The sequence below is a fragment of the Burkholderia torrens genome (genome assembly GCF_984668525.1).
In genome coordinates this window covers 300,399-315,926 of the sequence record NZ_OZ480213.1, presented here as the reverse complement: position 1 = coordinate 315,926, position 15,528 = coordinate 300,399, and the positions used below count along the sequence as shown (strand labels likewise).

Sequence of the window (15,528 nt, the reverse complement as noted above, 5' to 3'; positions counted from 1 at the left end):
CGCCACGGCCGGCCCGCATGGCGCGATCGCCGGCGCCGCCCCCGCCGACGTCGCGCTTCAGCGACTATCCGTAAGCGGCTCGCCCAGTGCCCACGGCCGCTCGGCCGCCGCGGCATCGGTCGCCCACGGCAACACGCCGTCCCGCGGCTGGCGATCGGCCGGCGCCGCTTGCGCGACGTCAACGTCGACGTCCTCGCAATACACGCCATGCATCCCGTCCAGCATCGGGCTGGTCGCGCAACGCAGCGTCGTGGTGCCCTGTTCCGGCGTCTTGAACAGTGCCTGCTGCTTGCCGGCCACACGCCTCATCGCGGCCAGCAAGATATGCGTGATGACGCGAGCGAGCCAAGCGTCGAGTGACGCCCCGTCCGGGGCGCCTTCCCAATTCGTTTAGGAATGCGTTATATCCAGGGTGTTTTACCCCACGTCGCCTGCGCGCCCCCCTGCATTCCGTTCCCACGCCCCCGCACTTCGACGCTTTTGTCTTCGAGTTTCGCCGCGGGCCGGCCCCCGTCCGCGCACGGTTTGCGGCGCCCGAAACCGGCGATTTTCAAAAACAGATAATCCGGCCTTGCGTCAATACCATTCTTGCTCTCTTATTCGGATATTTTTTTTGCTCTGATATTCAACTACGAGGCAACTTGCCTTTACACTAGCGACGCGATGCCACCGAAGCTTAAGAAATGTAAATAATTTGCCGGATCAGATAACCTGAAAATGTCACCAACCGATGCGAATGGTGCATTTTCATTATGCAATGCCGATGGAGCGCCTGATTAAAACCGGTTTCATGAATCAATCGGATTATCACGCGAATAGTAACCGGTAATATTCATTGTTTCATTACGTGAAGCGATGTGTGCATGCAGGATTTGACGAATGACGACGACCTGCCGGGGAGAGCCGGCATGGTGAGACGAGAAAGGCAGGCCTGTCTGGGCGGCGCTGGCGCCGCGCCAGGATGGGCATTGCCGCGGAATTAATCACCGCGGAATCGCTTGCAGTTGAATCATCCGGTTCACTCCGGATTGACGACTGCGAATGGACAATCTTCGGTCGCCGTATCGATTGAATACGTTTTCTGGCGAGTCAATGATGAATGAATCACCGCAAATCCGCTGGGTGGTTGAATCTTTTGATTCGTCGAATATTCCGAATTACGGGTACGTATTTTTCAGTTGCTGTAAAAGTTACATCTGCTATCCAGGTGAACCGATTGGTTTTACTCCCGAACGCATGGCCGCGGCAATCACTGCGCTGCGTCACTTCCTGAAACAGGAGCCCCCGAAAGAAATACTGATTTCAGATATCAAGATTGACCGTGTATCACCGTCGGGGATGCGTCGCGAGCCGATTCGGGCTTGAGCGTCGACAGTCCGCTGCATGGCGCGTACAGGCGCGCCATGTCCTTTGTTTATCCACCTGAAGAGGATGTGCATGAGCAACGCGAGTGTGACAGCAAAGATCAAGGAAACGCCTGCGCCGAAGGAGCCGGCGACGGCAGCACCGGCCCCGTTCGAGAGCCAGGAGACGGTCGCCAGGCGGACGTCGGTGAAGCTGACCAACGTGTCGGCGAGCGGCCAGTCGAAACGCACGGCGCTGGACGGGCAACTGGTGTGGTACGACACGGCGCAACTGGCCAGGCCGCATCCGGACGACAGCATGTTCGTGCGGGTCGTCAATTCGCTATACAGCGGTGTGGTGGTCTACCCGGACAACGCGGCCAACCTGCTGCCGGCGATTCCGGACCGGATGCAGGTCGTGCTGCGCCTGGGCAATGCAGCCGATGTCAAGGCGTTCCGAGAAGGGCCGCTGTACGCCGAGTTCAAGAGTGACGGCAAGCGCCGGCGCACCGTCGCGTGCCGGGATCTCGCAGCGCTGCGGCAGCTCGGCTCGGACGGCATCACGACCTGCTACACGAGCTATGTGGACGATCGCGAGAGCCTGCTCGGCGCCATCAACGACGGGCTCGCGTTCGACTATCTGTGGATCCGCTTCCGCGACCCGACCAACATTCCGCTGGAGCTGGTGATCGCGTCGCTGCAGTCGACGGGCACGATCCTGATGAAGGAGATCAACGAGCCGACCAACGTCGACGACGCGATCGTGTCGTACGGCGTGATGGAGTACGGCGCGGAAGGCGTGATCTTCTCGCCGCGCGACCACGGGGTGATGTCGTCGTTCCTCGACCAGATGTCGGACGCGGAACACGAGAACCTGCAGATCCAGACCGGCACGGTGATCGAGAGCCGCCCGGTGGGCATGGGCTACCGCGCCTGCATCGACACGTCGACGCTGTTCGCGCCGGACGAAGGGATGCTGATCGGCAGCACGTCGCAGGGCGGCCTGCTGGCCTGCCCGGAAGTGTTCTTCCTGCCGTACATGGAGCTGCGCCCGTTCCGCGTCAACGCCGGGGCCGTGCACTCCTATGTCTTCAATACCGGCAACCGCACCGACTACATGAGCGAGCTCAAGGCCGGCTCGCCGGTGATGATCGTGAACGCGAAAGGCCGCGTGCGGCGCGCGGCGGTGGGCCGGATGAAGATCGAGCAGCGTCCGCTGCGACTGATCGAAGTGGAGTTCCCCGGCAAGGAGCGCGTCAACATCCTGATGCAGGACGACTGGCACGTGCGCGTGTTCTCCGACGCGGCCAAGCCGCTCAACATTTCCGAGCTGAAGCCGGGCGACAAGGTACTGGGCTACGTGACGGAGCCGGGGCGTCACGTGGGCATCAAGATCAACGAGACGATCATCGAAAAGTAGGAGACGTCGATGGGCTACGTCGGTAGAAAACTGAGAGAGCGCCGGATCCTGTTCCCGGATTCGCAGCGCGGGCTGATCGTGCCGGTCGATCACGGGCTGACGCTCGGCCCGATCGCCGGCATCCAGGCGACGGAGGCACTGGAAAGCTGGGTCGGGAGCCCCGACCTCAGCGCGGTGCTCGGTCACAAGGGGCTGATCGAGCGCCTGATCGTGCGGCAGTGCCTGCACCCGGCGACGGGCGTGATCGTGCACCTGAACGGCATGGCGAGCCTGTCGTCCGATGCGGACACGAAGGTCATGGTGGCCGACATCGATACGGCGTTGCGGCTCGGCGCGGACGCGGTGTCGATTCAGGTGAACTTCACGGCCGGCAATTTCGCGCACAACTTCGCGATGCTCGGCGCGGTGACGGACGCCGCGCACGCCGCCGGGCTGCCGCTGCTGACGATGCTGTACGACAAGGTGCAGACGCCCAACGCCGCGGAACGTCTGGCACGCCTGCACCATCTCGTGCGGGTGGTGACCGAGCTGGGTTCGGACGCCGTGAAGCTCGCGTACGCGTCGGTGGACGAAGTCGAGCAGCTGGCTTCCGTTCATGGGCGCGACATCCGGATCTTCTTCGCGGGCGGCGAAAAGGCCGACGAAGAGGTACTGGTGGCGATGTCGCAGGCTGCGATCCGGCATGGCGCGACCGGCCTCTGCGTCGGCCGCAACGTGTTCCAGCACGCGCGGCCGCGGGCCCTGCTCCGAAGGTTGGCGGACAGCGTGAAAGGCCGGACCGAGCAGCTGGTCGAACTCGACCTCGTGTGATGCCGTTCGCCGCGCCATGGGGGCGCGGCCGTGGAGAACCCATTCGATGAATGCAATGAACCATCAACCGGTGGCGGGACACGTCTTGCCCGGACACATGCAGCTGTCGCAGCTTTGGTCGGACATGTTTCCGGCCGGGCTGCTCGAGGAATTGAACGCGAACCCGTTTCTCGCGGCCTGCCGCGACGGTACGGTCAGCGATGCGCAGCTGCGCGGCTTTCTCATTCAGCACCAATATTATTCGCAGTACTTTACACGTTACCTGTGCTCGATGATGGGCGGACTGGCCGAGCCCGGAGAATTCAAGGCGCTGTCGCACAACCTGACCGAGGAGCTGCACGGCGACGGAACGGACCAGGTCTCGCACGCGGAACTGTATCTGCAGTCGATGGAGGCGATGTCGGCGTTGCCGCGCAGCCTGCCGATGCTGTCGAGCACGCGCGCGCTGATCGACGTCATGTTCCATTACTGCCGCGGCGCCGATCCGCTGGACGGCCTGGCCGCGTTGTGCCTCGGCGCCGAGGCGATCGTGCCGATCGTCTACGGTCCGATCCTGGCCGCCATGCGTCATCGCGATGCGCCGGAGCAGGCAACGCGGTTCTTCAAGATCCATGTCGAGGAAGACGAGCAGCACGCGATCGTGATGCGCGAGATCATCGACCGGATGCTGGCCGAGAAGCCGTACCGGCGGGCGCGCGTGATCGCGGTCGGCGAGGAGATGGTGCGGCGCCGGATGGCGATGCTGAGCGACCTGCTCGCGTATCCGGGCAACGACGCGCCGGAGGCGGAGGCGCGACTGCCGGAGGCCGGGCTGGCTGCACTGCGTGCGGATGCCTCGCTCGGCAGCGGCAATTTCATCGATCTGTGCCTCGCGCTGAACCCGGCGAAGGACGTCGAATTCCTCCAGCTGGACAAGCCGGTGACCGGCGTCGACGGCACGCCGGTGCGGGCCTTCAGCCTCGCGACGCTGCAGCAGTATCGCGCGGCGCTGGCGGACTGGTACCTGGGCCAGGGCGTGGGCCGCGGCGATGTGGTGGCCGTGTGCGTGGAAGACGGCATCGCGCCGTTTCTCCATTACCTGGCGCTGACGAGCCTCGGCGCCGCGATCGCGCTGATCAACCCCGCGATGCCGGCCGAAGTGGGCGCGGCGTACATGAGCGAGAACGGATTCGACCGGCTGGTGGCGGATACGCATACGCTGGCGGCGAGCGCGTTCGTGCGGCACTGGGGCGCGTCGCATCCCGACCGGCTGGTGGACGTATCGCGCGCGGTGCTGCGGCCCGACGCGCGCATGCCGGTCGGGTGGCCGGTGGCGCCGGAGGATTCGACGCTGGTGATGCTGAGCCATACGTCGGGCACGACCGGGATCCCGAAAGCGGTGCGCTTCGAGCACCGGCAGTTCTTCATGGGCAAGCGCGCCCGCATCGGGCGCTTTGCCGAGGGCCCGGACGAACGCCTGCTGACGGCGCTGCCCCAGTCGCATTCGGCGGCGATCAGCCATCTCGAAACCGCGGTGCTGCACGCCATTCCGACCTATGTGATGGGCACGCAGGAAGGCGACGCGGTGCGAGCGGCGATCCGCGCGTTTCGCCCGACCACGGTCGTCGCGTTCCCGAAGAGCTACATGCAGTTGGTCGAGGGCGGCGTCGGCGAGCGCGAATTCGATTCGGTGCGGCGCTGGTTCAGCATGGGCGACGCGGCGCACCAGAGCCATACGCGCCGGCTGCTGGCCGGTGCGCCGGAATCGCGCTTCATCGACGCGTTCGGCAGTTCCGAACTGGGCATGGCGCTGTTCCGCTGCGAATCGACCGCGGCCGAGCTGGCACCGCAGCGCGCGATCGGCCGGCCGGTGGATATCGCTGTCGCGAAGATCCTCGATCCGGTGACGGGCCACGAAGTCGCGCCGGGGCAGCGCGGCCTGCTCGCGGTGCGCGCGCCGACGATCACGTCCGGCTACTGGCAGCAGCCGGCACGCACGGCCGGCGCATGGCAAGGCGGCTATTTCCTGACGGGCGACGTCGCGTACTGCGAGGACGGCATCTTCTATCAGATCGACCGTGAAGTCGACGTGGTCGAAACGCCCGCGGGCCGGCTCTACACGCTGCAGCTGGAGGAAGTGGCCCAGCAGGTGCCGGGCGTGTGCGACGTGGCCGTGGTCGGCGTGGACGGCGACACGGCCGACGATCCGGCACTGCTGGCACTGGTGCTGCCCGACCGGCACGTCGCCGATCCGGCGGCCGTCGCGGAAGGCGTGCTCGAGGCGCTGCTCGCCGAATGCGGGGCCGTGCTGCCGGAGCGCGGCGTGGCCGTGGCGATCGTGCGCAGCCTGGCGTTCCTGCCGGTGGGCGCGACCGGCAAGGTGCTGAAGCGACTGTTGCGCGATTCGGCGGGAGCATTGCTGCGTCGTGCAGCCGACGATGCCCCCGGCGCGCGCGACGTCCTGTATGTGGCGCGCGGATCTGCCGCGCGCGTTTGAACCGGAGACAACGCGAGTCATGAACGAACAAGACTATCAATCCGACGCGTTCGCATCGGTGCGGCGCAGGCTGGCCGCCGCCGAGGCGGACGGCATCGTCCGCTATGAATGCGAAGGCCGCAGCTTCGACGTGCATGCGGGGGTGTTTCCGCCGACGCATTTCCAGTCGACCGGCATCTTCACCCGGCACCTGCCGTACCGCCGCGGCGGCAGTTTCCTCGAGATCGGGTGTGGCGCGGGCGTGACGGCGGTGACGGCCGCCCTCGCCGGCTGCGCGCGGGTCGTCGCGGCGGACATCAGCGAGGCGGCCGTGCTCAACACGCGGGCCAACGTGCTGCTGCACGGCGTGGCGGAGCAAGTGTCGACGCGGCACGGCGACCTGTTCGACGTCCTGCAGCCCGGCGAGCGATTCGACCAGATCTTCTGGAATTCGAACTTCGTCTTCGTTCCGGAGGACTACGTGTTCGAGCAGCCGATCCTGCAGGCGTTCTGCGACGCGGGCTACCTCGCGCACCGCCGGTTCCTGCGCGAAGCGACACAGCACCTGATGCCCGGCGGCGAACTGCTGATCGGCTTCAGCAGTCTCGGCGACGAACGGGCGCTGACGGAACTGCTCGCCGAACACGACTACTCGTCGACGATCGTGGCGTCCGCCTTTGGCGAAGGCGCCGGCGCGCACCGCTACGACATCCTGCGGCTGTTGCCAGGCCGGCAGTTGTCCGCGGCCGGCGCGGCGTGACGCCGGAGCCCGCATGTCGAACGTAGCCTCCGATGCGGGCCGCCGGTCCGGCACGGCGCACGAGCGGCCAGTGGCCATCGTGGGCGGCGGCCCGGTGGGGCTGCTGCTCGCGCTGTTCCTCGATCGTCACGGCGTTGCGTCGATCGTGTTCAACCGCGAGCCGGACAGCCGCTGGCATCCGAAAGGCAGCACGCACAACGCGCGAACGATGGAGCACTACCGCCGCCTGGGCATCTCGGATGCGGTGCGCGCGCAGGGCTTGCCGTCCACTCATCCGCGCGACATCGCGTATTTCACGCGGCTCGCCGACTGGGAGCTGGCGCGGCTCGCCATGGGTTCCGAGTGCCAGCGGATGCGGGCGGCACGCGCCGCCGACGATATCGATCAGGTACCCGAACCGCTGCTGCGCACGAACCAGATGTACGTGGAGCGGTTCCTGCTCGCCCATGCGCGCACGCGGCCCAACATCGATGTGCGGTTCGGCTGGTGCGTGACCGGGTTCGAACAGGATGAAACAGGCGTCACGCTCGACGCCCAGGCCGTGGACGACCCAGCGACGGCCGAGCAGTGGCGGGCCGCTTACCTGGTCGGCTGCGACGGCGGGCAGAGCTTCGTGCGGCGTGCGCTCGGCATCCGCTATCTCGGCCCGGGCGGCGCGAGCGACGGCTTCCTCAGCGGCCGGATGATCTCGAGCCACGTGCGGATTCCCGCGCTGCACGGCGAGTTGCTGAAGGGGCGCGAGTCGTGGATGTACAACGTGATGGCACCCGGCTCGCGGATGCTGCTGATCAGCCTCGACGGTGCGGACGAGTTCCTGCTGATGTCGAAAGCGGACGACAGGGAGGCGCTGCCGGACGACGCGACGGTCATCGGCCGGATCCGCGAAGGCGTGGGCCGGCCGGTCGACGTGGACGTGCTCGCCCACGCGTCCTGGCAAGGCGGTGTCGCGCTGGTGGCCGAGCGTTATTCGGCCGGCCGCGTGTTCCTGTGCGGCGACGCCATTCACCTGTTCTCGCCGACCGGCGGCTTCGGCATGAACACCGGCATCGACGATGCGGCGAACCTCGCGTGGAAGCTGGCCGGCGCGGTGCAGGGCTGGGCCGGCGCTTCATTGCTCGCGAGCTATGAAGCCGAACGCCGGCCGATCGCGCTGCGCAACACGGCGGCCGCGCGCCGTCTGACGCAGCGCGTGGGCGAGGTGCAGGTGCCGGTGGACGTCGAGACGCCGGGCGCGTGCGGCGACGCGGCGCGCGCCCGGCTCGGCGACGCACTGCAGGCATTTCGCGCGCAGTTCGACGCGATCGGCGTCGAGCTGGGCGCACGCTACGACGGCTCGGCGATCGTCTGGCCCGACGGCGCGGCGCCGGAAGACGACCCGCTGATCTACCGGCCGAGCAGCGTGCCGGGCGGCCGCCTGCCGCATCTGTGGCTGACCGGCGCGGACGGCGTGCGCCGGTCGGTCTTCGACCGGCTGGGCGTCGGGTTCACGTTGTTGCAGGTGCGGAGCGCGGCCGAGCCGCCCTCCCCTGGCGACGATGCCGAGCGGCTCGCCGAGGCAGCACGCGTGCGGGCCATTCCGCTGTCGATCGTCGAGATCGAGTCGGACGCGGCACCGGCGTTGTACGAGCGCCGCCTGGTGCTGGTCCGGCCCGACCAGCATGTCGCGTGGCGCGGCGATGTCGTACCGCGTGACGCAGGCGCGCTGCTCGACCGCGTGACCGGGCGCACGACGGATTCACCGGCCGGCAACCTGCAGCGGGCGCCGGGCGCGGATCACGCGACCCGCCATCCGGTAGCCGATGCAGCGCGCTGATTCAACACGGCAGTTCAACTGAGGAGCGACCATGAGTGACATGCTGGAGGAAACGCAAACGTCGACCGAGCCGGCCGATCACGCCGGCTTGCCGCAGCACCGGGCGGAGCACGACGTCGAATCGGACTGGGCGGACGACGCACAGGACAACGCGGCCGCGTTCGCGCTGGTCGACGACGACCCCGAGCCGCTGGTCGTCAACGGCGAGCCGGAGGGCGCGTCGATCAAGTTCGTCCGCACCGGCGCAACCACGGGCCAGCGGTATCTGATGGCGAAGGTCGAGATTCCGCCGGGATCGGGGCCGCCGCTGCACCTGCATACGCTGACCGACGAGTGGTTCTACGCGCCGGAAGGCGGCATCGTGATGCTGATGGGCACGAAGAAATACCGGGATCTGGATCAACCGCCCGACGTCTCAGGGCGCGACACGATCCGGATGATTCCCATGAAGAAGGGCAGCCTCGTGTTCGGTCCGCGCAATCACATCCACGGCTTCCTGAACGTAACGGACAAGACCGTCGTCGTGCAGCTGGTGTGGACGCCCGACGTACCGGGCGAATCGCTGCTCGATTACTTCACGTCGATCGCGAAGCCGATCCTGCCCGGCGTGAAGGGCGCACTGAACAATCCGATCGTGCAGCTGAAGGCCGTGAGCGAAGCGCGCGAGTACGGAATGATGTTCAGCACCGATTTCTGGAGCTACGCCGAGAAAGTCGAGGAAGGTGCCGCTCCATTCGGCAAGAACCTGCCGGGCCTGATCAAGCTGTTCAAATCGGCCGAAGGTTCGTAAGTGGAAAGTGCCGCGCCGGGCTTCCCGGCACGGCTTGTCAATTCGTCATGCTTATCAAGGTAAAGAACATGAATCTTCTCGCTGACAAGACCGCCATCGTGACCGGCGCCAGCTCGGGTATCGGCCGCGAGGCCGCGAAGCTGTTTGCGAAGGAAGGCGCGAGCGTCGTCCTGGTGGCGCGCCGTGCGGCACAGCTCAATGCACTGGTCGACGAAATCGCGAGCTTCGGCGGCAAGGCGATCGCGCTGGCCGGCGACGTGAAGGACGAGCGCTGCGCGAAGGAAGCTGTCGAGCTGGCCGTCGGCCGGTTCGGCGGGCTCGACGTGGCGTTCAACAACGCGGCGACGATGGGCGCGCTCGGCAGCGTCACCGACATCACGCCGGAAGGCTGGCGCGACACGCTCGAAACCAACCTGACGAGCGCATTCCTCGGCGCGAAGTATCAACTTCCCGCCATGCTCGCGCGCAAGCGCGGCTCGCTGATCTTCACGTCGTCGTTCGTCGGTCACACGGTCGGCTTTCCGGGGATGGCCGCGTATGCCGCCAGCAAGGCCGGGCTCGTCGGCCTGGCCAAGACGCTCGCCGCCGAATACGGCCCGTCGGGCGTGCGCGTCAACGTGCTGATGCCGGGCGGGACCGACACCGAGATGGGCCGCGAAGCGGCCAGCACGCCGGAGCAGAAGGCGTTCGTCGAGAGCATTCACGCGCTGAAGCGGATGGCCCATCCGGAAGAGATCGCGAAGTCGGCGCTGTACCTCGCGTCTGACCTGTCCAGCTTCGTCACGGGCACGACGCTGCTCGTCGAAGGCGGCGTGTCGATCACGCGCACCTGAGCGTTCGCTCACCGGGCGGCGCGCCGGCGCCGCCCGCTCCTTCCATTCCTTTCACCCATTGCCGGGACCATCATGAGTCACGAGGCTGAGCAGTATCCGCAACCGAACGATCTGGACCATGGCCGGCCGCGAAGCCGGCGCGCCTTTCTCGGCAAACTGGCGGCGCTGGGCGCGGGCGCGGCCGGCGTCGGCCAATTCAGCCGCTTCATCGACACGGCCGAAGCCGGCCAGGCCGGGGCACTGCGCGACAGCTACGACTACGTGATCGTCGGCGCTGGGTCGGCCGGGAGCCTGCTGGCCGACCGGCTGTCCGCGTCGGGGGCGTCGGTCCTGCTGATCGAGGCAGGCAGCAACCAGCTCGGCCAGTCGAAGGTCGCGCTCGTCGCCGACTGGCTGCGCAATCTGGGCAGCGATACCGACTGGGCGCGCACGAGCGTGCCGCAGACGCAACTGGACGGCCGCTCGCAGGCGTCGCCGGCCGGCAGGACCTGGGGCGGCTCGGGCAGCATCAACGCGATGATCTGGCTGCGCGGCGACCCGCGCGACTATCGCGCGTGGCAGCAGCTCGTCGGGCCCGAATGGAACCCGGCCGAGCTGAACCGTGCGTACCTGCAGGTGACGCAGGCATCGCATACCTGCGGTGCGGCCGGCGGCCGCATCACGGTCGGCCGGTATGCCGACCAGCATCCGCTCACCGCCGCGTATCTCGCGGCCGGCGTCTCGACGGGCCTCGGGCAAATCGAGCTGAACGCCGGGCGGCGGCTCGACGGCACCGGCGTGACCGACGTGAACGCGACCGCCGACGGGCGGCGCGTCGGGCCCGCGCAGGCCTTCCTGGCGCCTGCGCTGAGCCGGCCGAACCTGAAAATCCTGTCGAACGTCGTGGTCTCGAAGCTGGTCCTGCAAGGGACGGTCTGCCGGGGCGTCGAGGTGCGGCTCGGCTCGTCCGCGCTGACGATCCACGCGACCCGCGAGACCATCGTGTCGGCCGGGACCGCCGCGTCGCCGCAACTGCTGATGCTGTCCGGCCTCGGGCCGCTCGACCAGCTCGCGCCGCTCAATATCCAGGTGCGGCAGGACATGCCGGCCGTCGGCCGCAACTTCCACGACCACCTGCTGCTGAGCGTCACGTACAAGGCGCGCACGGCGATTGCACCGCAGGTGTCGAACGGCGTCTCGACGATGGCGTACTACGGCGGCACGGCGGCCAGCGCGCCGACCATCCAGGTGGCCGGCATGCAGTACCCGTTCGGCGGCCCGCTGGCTGCGGGAGAAGGCTACACGCTGATCCCGTTCCTCGCGAAACCGCGCAGCCGGGGCACCGCCCGGCTCGTCAGCGCCGATCCGCGCCAGCCGCTCGCGCTCGATCCGAATTACCTGGCCGACGCGGTCGACCGCGACACGATGATCGCGGCGCTCGATCGCGCGCTGGAACTCGGCGCGGCGCGCGCGCTCGCGCCTTACAACGGCGGACTGCAGTCGGGCGCGCCGCTCGCGACGCGCGCGGACAAGCTCGCGTTCATTCGCCAGAACGCCGCGCCCGGCCTGCATTTCGTCGGCAGTTGCGCCGCCGGCCGCGACCCGGCGACGAGCGTGGTCGATGCGCGTTTCCGCGTGTGGGGCATCCAGAACCTGCGCGTCGTGGACGCGTCGGTGATCCCCGAAGTGCCCGCGGTCAACATTCAGCCATCCGTATTGACCGTCGCGCAACTGGCCGCGAACCAGCTTCTCGCCGAAGCACGGGCCAGCGGCATGGCGGTATCTGCCGCAGCCTGCTGAGCCTGCGCCGGACGTGGCGTACCGCGTGGCTGTTACGCGATACGCCTCCCTCTTTTCCTGTTCATTGATGAAGGAATCGCCGATGAAATCCCATCTGGGCAACAAGACCGCGCTCGTCACCGGCGCATCGCGCGGCATCGGGCGCGCGACGGCGCTCGCGCTCGCGCGCCAGGGCGCGTACGTGCTCGTGCATTACTCGACCGCGGCGGCGGAGGCGGAAGCCGTGGTGGCCGAAATCCGTGCCGCCGGCGGGACCGCCGATTCGCTCGCAGCCGATCTCGGGACGGCACACGGCCCGCACGCGCTGGCCGCCGCGACGCGCGAGGCCCTCGACGGCCGGCTCGATATTCTGGTCGCGAACGCGGGCATCGCGATGAGTGCACCGATCGACACGATGCCGGTCGACGATTTCGACCGGCTGTTCGCCATCAACGTGCGCGCGCCGTACTTCCTCACCCAGCAGTTGCTGCCGGTGATGGGCGACGGCGCGAGCATCGTCCTGCTGTCATCGCTCGGCGCGCGTTCGCCGGTGGGCGAGATCTCCGCATACGCGGCGACCAAGGGCGCGATCGACACGCTCGTCAAGCACTTCGCACAGGCGCTCGGCAGCCGCGGCATCCGTGTGAACGGCGTGGCGCCCGGCGTCGTCGACACCGACATGTCGGCGTTCGTTCGCAGCGATGCGGGCCGCGAACAGGTCCTCGCGCTCCAGGCGCTGCAGCGGGTCGCGCGGCCCGAGGACATCGCCGACGTGATCGCATTCCTGGCCTCGGACGGCGCGCGCTGGATCACCGGCGACATCGTGCAGGTGGACGGTGGCACCAAGCTGTGAACGCGCGGCCCGGCATGCCGGGCCGTATTCCGTGTCCCGACGCCGCCCTTCCGGACGGAGGAAACCATGAAGGCATTGCCGGACAATCCGGCGCTCGCGCACATCGTGCAGCGGGCACCGCGCAACCTGGAGCTGGATCGCCTGAGGGCGATCGCCGTGCTGCTGACCTGCTACGTGCATTGGCGCCAGGTGTTCTATCCGTGGACCTTCACGATGCACTTCGCCGGGCCCGCGACGCCGCTGGACCTGCTGGGCAACGCGTGGGCCGGCGTCGATCTGTTCTTCGTGATCTCCGGCTACATCATTTCGCGCACGATCGTGAGCGAATTCGATGCGCTGCGCGGCGACCCGGGCGCGCTCGCGGCGCACGTGAAGGCGTTCTACGTCCGCCGTGCGTTCCGGATCCTGCCGGTCGCATGGTGCGTGATCCTGATCGTGATCGTCTGCGGCGCGTTCCTGAACGCCGGCGGCTACTTCGCCGACACCGTCTACAACCTGCAGGCGGCGCTCTCCATCTTCACGTACACGTTCAACTTCTGGCTGCCCGATCACAAGATCGCGCCGGGTGTGCCGCTCGCGCAGTACTGGAGCCTGTCGGTCGAGGAGCAGTTCTATCTCGTGTTCCCGGTATTCCTGATGCTGACGCGCACGACCCGGCAGCGCGTACTGTGGCTCACGCTCACGCTCGTGGTCATCTCGGTCGCGATTCGTCCGTACCTGCTGGCCGATCCGCTCAAGGTGTTCTTCTATACGCAGACCCGCTGCGACGGCATGCTCTATGGCTGCCTGCTGTATCTCGCGACCACCCGGCCGTGGTTCGCCGCGATCCGCGTGAACGCCCGCGGAAGCGGTTACCTCGGCGGCGCGGTGGTGCTCCTGCTCGCGCTGGTGCTGGGCTCGATCACCGCGATCGGATTCGACAACGTCGTCGCGGTGCCGGTGGTCTGCATGCTGTCGGCCGCGCTCGTGTTCCTGGCCGCATGCGAAGGCGGCGTCGTGTCGTTCCCGCAGCCGCTGCAATGGGCATTCGACTGCATCGGCCGGCGCTCCTACTCGCTGTATCTCGTGCATCTGCCGATGTTCTTCCTGACGAACGAGCTGATGTTCCGGTACACGCGCGCCCACGACATCGCGATCACGGCACGACTGTGGCCGCAGTACACGCTGCTGATGGCGCTGCTCGTCGCCGGTGCGACGGAGCTGCTGTATCGCTGCGTCGAGCGGCCGATGATCGCGACCGGCCGGCGGGTCGCGGAGAGCATGGCCGGCGCCGCGCCGGCGGCATTGCCGAAGGCGGGTTGAGCGAGCTTGACGCCGGGCCGGGCGACACTTGCGATCAGAATACCGCGTGCCCGCTGATCAGGCTCGGCAGCCAGGTCGAGAAGAACGGCAGGTACGTGACGATGTTGATCGCGCTGAAGATCGCGAGGTAGTACGGCCACGCCATCTTCGTGGTCTCGCCGATCGACACGTTGCCGATCGCGCAGCCGACGAACTGCACCGATCCGATCGGCGGATGCACGAGGCCGAGCGAGCAGTTCAGCAGCAGCATGATCCCGAACTGCACCGGCCCGACGCCGCACGCCATCGCGATCGGCAGGAACAGCGGCGTCGTGATCAGGATGTGCGCGGCCATGTCGACGAACGTGCCGAGGAACACCTGGATGATGTTGATGTACAGCAGCATCAGCCACGGCGCGGCGGTCGACTGCTTCAGCAGCCCTTCGATCGCATCCGGAATTTCCAGGTACGACATCTGGAAGCGCAGCATGTTGGACACGGCGATCAGCAGCAGCACGACGCCCGTCGTGCGCGCCGCATGCGACAGCGCGCGGCGCAGCTTTTCGGCCGTCAGCGTCCGGTAGACGACCGCGGTGAGCACGAGCGAGTACACGACGGCAATCGCGGCGGCTTCGGTCGCGGTGGCGATCCCCTTCGCGACGCACACGAGGATGATCGCGATCACCATCAGCCCGGGCACCGCGCCGACGAAGCTGCGCAGCACCGCATACCAGCCGGGGAACGCAGGCAGCGCGGACGAACCGTCTTCGCGGCGCGGATAGCCGTGACGCACGGCCTGCCAGTATGCGGCGGCGAGCACGAAGCCCATCACCCACAACACCGGCAAGAGGCCCGAGAACAGCAGGTCGCCGATCGACACGCCGCTCACCGGCTGGCCGTGCAGCATCCCGGTGATGCCCTGCGCGGCGAACGCGTAGATGATCATGTTGGTCGACGTCGGCATCAGTGCGCCGGCGAGCGACGCATGCGTCGTCACGTTGACCGCGTACGCGGCGCTGTAGCCTTCGCGCTTCATCAGCGGAATCACCACGCCGCCCATCGCCGACGTATCGGCCGTCGGCGAACCCGACACGCCGCCGAACAGCGTACAGGCGACGACGTTCGCCATCCCGAGGCCGCCGCGGAAGTGGCCGACGGTCGCCTGCGCGAAACGCAGGATCCGGTCCGCGATGCCGCCGTGCAGCATCAGTTCGCCGGAGAAGATGAAGAACGGCACCGCGAGGAACGAGAACGCGTTCATCCCCGAGATCATCGCCTGCATCGCGGTCGCGATCGGCAGGCCTTCGACCATGTAGGTCAGCACGCAGGCTATCCCGAGCGCGAACGACACGGGTACGCCGAGTACGAGAAAAATCAGAAAACTGACGGACAGGATCGCGAGTTCCATGGCG

General features: G+C 67.3%; 13 protein-coding genes. 11 read left to right on the top strand and 2 right to left on the bottom strand.

Translation table 11 applies throughout. The annotated features are described in order from the left end of the window. Nucleotides 1–57: 57 nt before the first annotated feature. Nucleotides 58–309: a hypothetical protein gene (locus tag AC5LXX_RS31905; RefSeq protein ID WP_493414102.1), complete on the bottom strand. Its 252-nt coding sequence runs from the start codon at nt 307–309 to the stop codon at nt 58–60. Nucleotides 310–1,041: 732 nt separating this feature from the next. On the opposite strand from AC5LXX_RS31905, the gene AC5LXX_RS31900 reads away from it, so the two are divergent. The 11 genes from AC5LXX_RS31900 (at nt 1,042) to AC5LXX_RS31850 (ending at nt 14,137) form a co-directional block, all read left to right on the top strand. Beyond that, nucleotides 1,042–1,365, top strand: a complete 324-nt coding sequence (locus tag AC5LXX_RS31900; RefSeq protein ID WP_493414101.1) for a hypothetical protein — start codon at nt 1,042–1,044, stop codon at nt 1,363–1,365. Nucleotides 1,366–1,437: 72 nt separating this feature from the next. Beyond that, entirely contained in the window at nt 1,438–2,763 is a 1,326-nt protein-coding gene (locus tag AC5LXX_RS31895; RefSeq protein ID WP_493414100.1) for a 3-dehydroquinate synthase II domain-containing protein, read from the top strand. A gap of 9 nt (nt 2,764–2,772) precedes the next feature. Beyond that, on the top strand, nt 2,773–3,573 hold the full coding sequence (locus tag AC5LXX_RS31890; protein ID WP_493414099.1) for a class I fructose-bisphosphate aldolase: 801 nt from the start codon (nt 2,773–2,775) through the stop codon (nt 3,571–3,573). A gap of 55 nt (nt 3,574–3,628) precedes the next feature. After that, nucleotides 3,629–6,049 (top strand): AMP-binding protein, encoded by a 2,421-nt coding sequence (locus AC5LXX_RS31885; RefSeq protein WP_493414098.1) that lies wholly within the window; start codon nt 3,629–3,631, stop codon nt 6,047–6,049. Nucleotides 6,050–6,068: 19 nt separating this feature from the next. Next, nucleotides 6,069–6,788, top strand: coding sequence for a methyltransferase (locus AC5LXX_RS31880; protein WP_493414097.1), 720 nt, complete (start codon nt 6,069–6,071; stop codon nt 6,786–6,788). A 13-nt stretch (nt 6,789–6,801) separates the two neighbouring features. Continuing rightward, complete coding sequence (locus AC5LXX_RS31875; RefSeq protein ID WP_493414096.1) at nt 6,802–8,601, top strand: FAD-dependent monooxygenase; 1,800 nt, start codon at nt 6,802–6,804, stop codon at nt 8,599–8,601. 31 nt (nt 8,602–8,632) lie between these two features. Then, entirely contained in the window at nt 8,633–9,391 is a 759-nt protein-coding gene (locus tag AC5LXX_RS31870; protein WP_124448560.1) for a cupin domain-containing protein, read from the top strand. A 68-nt stretch (nt 9,392–9,459) separates the two neighbouring features. Further along, nucleotides 9,460–10,224: an SDR family oxidoreductase gene (locus AC5LXX_RS31865; protein WP_493414095.1), complete on the top strand. Its 765-nt coding sequence runs from the start codon at nt 9,460–9,462 to the stop codon at nt 10,222–10,224. Nucleotides 10,225–10,296: 72 nt separating this feature from the next. Continuing rightward, complete coding sequence (locus tag AC5LXX_RS31860) at nt 10,297–12,003, top strand: GMC family oxidoreductase (RefSeq protein ID WP_493414094.1); 1,707 nt, start codon at nt 10,297–10,299, stop codon at nt 12,001–12,003. Nucleotides 12,004–12,085: 82 nt separating this feature from the next. Then, entirely contained in the window at nt 12,086–12,835 is a 750-nt protein-coding gene (locus AC5LXX_RS31855; RefSeq protein WP_493414093.1) for an SDR family NAD(P)-dependent oxidoreductase, read from the top strand. A gap of 66 nt (nt 12,836–12,901) precedes the next feature. After that, a complete protein-coding gene (locus tag AC5LXX_RS31850) occupies nt 12,902–14,137 on the top strand; it encodes an acyltransferase family protein (RefSeq protein WP_493414092.1) in 1,236 nt (411 codons plus the stop codon). 34 nt (nt 14,138–14,171) lie between these two features. Here the strand turns inward: AC5LXX_RS31850 and AC5LXX_RS31845 are convergent, their stop codons facing one another. Further along, nucleotides 14,172–15,524: a TRAP transporter large permease gene (locus tag AC5LXX_RS31845; RefSeq protein ID WP_059241306.1), complete on the bottom strand. Its 1,353-nt coding sequence runs from the start codon at nt 15,522–15,524 to the stop codon at nt 14,172–14,174. Between the last annotated feature and the right edge of the window lie 4 nt (nt 15,525–15,528).

Excerpts from the sequence above, each read along its gene's own strand:
- AC5LXX_RS31905 (WP_493414102.1), bottom strand. The coding sequence starts at position 309 with ATGAGGCGTGTGGCCGGCAAGCAGCAGGCACTGTTCAAGACGCCGGAA.
- AC5LXX_RS31870 (WP_124448560.1), top strand. The coding sequence starts at position 8,633 with ATGAGTGACATGCTGGAGGAAACGCAAACGTCGACCGAGCCGGCCGAT.
- AC5LXX_RS31860 (WP_493414094.1), top strand. The coding sequence starts at position 10,297 with ATGAGTCACGAGGCTGAGCAGTATCCGCAACCGAACGATCTGGACCAT.
- AC5LXX_RS31885 (WP_493414098.1), top strand. The coding sequence starts at position 3,629 with ATGAACCATCAACCGGTGGCGGGACACGTCTTGCCCGGACACATGCAG.
- AC5LXX_RS31890 (WP_493414099.1), top strand. The coding sequence starts at position 2,773 with ATGGGCTACGTCGGTAGAAAACTGAGAGAGCGCCGGATCCTGTTCCCG.
- AC5LXX_RS31865 (WP_493414095.1), top strand. The coding sequence starts at position 9,460 with ATGAATCTTCTCGCTGACAAGACCGCCATCGTGACCGGCGCCAGCTCG.
- AC5LXX_RS31845 (WP_059241306.1), bottom strand. The coding sequence starts at position 15,524 with ATGGAACTCGCGATCCTGTCCGTCAGTTTTCTGATTTTTCTCGTACTC.
- AC5LXX_RS31880 (WP_493414097.1), top strand. The coding sequence starts at position 6,069 with ATGAACGAACAAGACTATCAATCCGACGCGTTCGCATCGGTGCGGCGC.
- AC5LXX_RS31900 (WP_493414101.1), top strand. The coding sequence starts at position 1,042 with ATGGACAATCTTCGGTCGCCGTATCGATTGAATACGTTTTCTGGCGAG.
- AC5LXX_RS31895 (WP_493414100.1), top strand. The coding sequence starts at position 1,438 with ATGAGCAACGCGAGTGTGACAGCAAAGATCAAGGAAACGCCTGCGCCG.
- AC5LXX_RS31855 (WP_493414093.1), top strand. The coding sequence starts at position 12,086 with ATGAAATCCCATCTGGGCAACAAGACCGCGCTCGTCACCGGCGCATCG.
- AC5LXX_RS31875 (WP_493414096.1), top strand. The coding sequence starts at position 6,802 with ATGTCGAACGTAGCCTCCGATGCGGGCCGCCGGTCCGGCACGGCGCAC.
- AC5LXX_RS31850 (WP_493414092.1), top strand. The coding sequence starts at position 12,902 with ATGAAGGCATTGCCGGACAATCCGGCGCTCGCGCACATCGTGCAGCGG.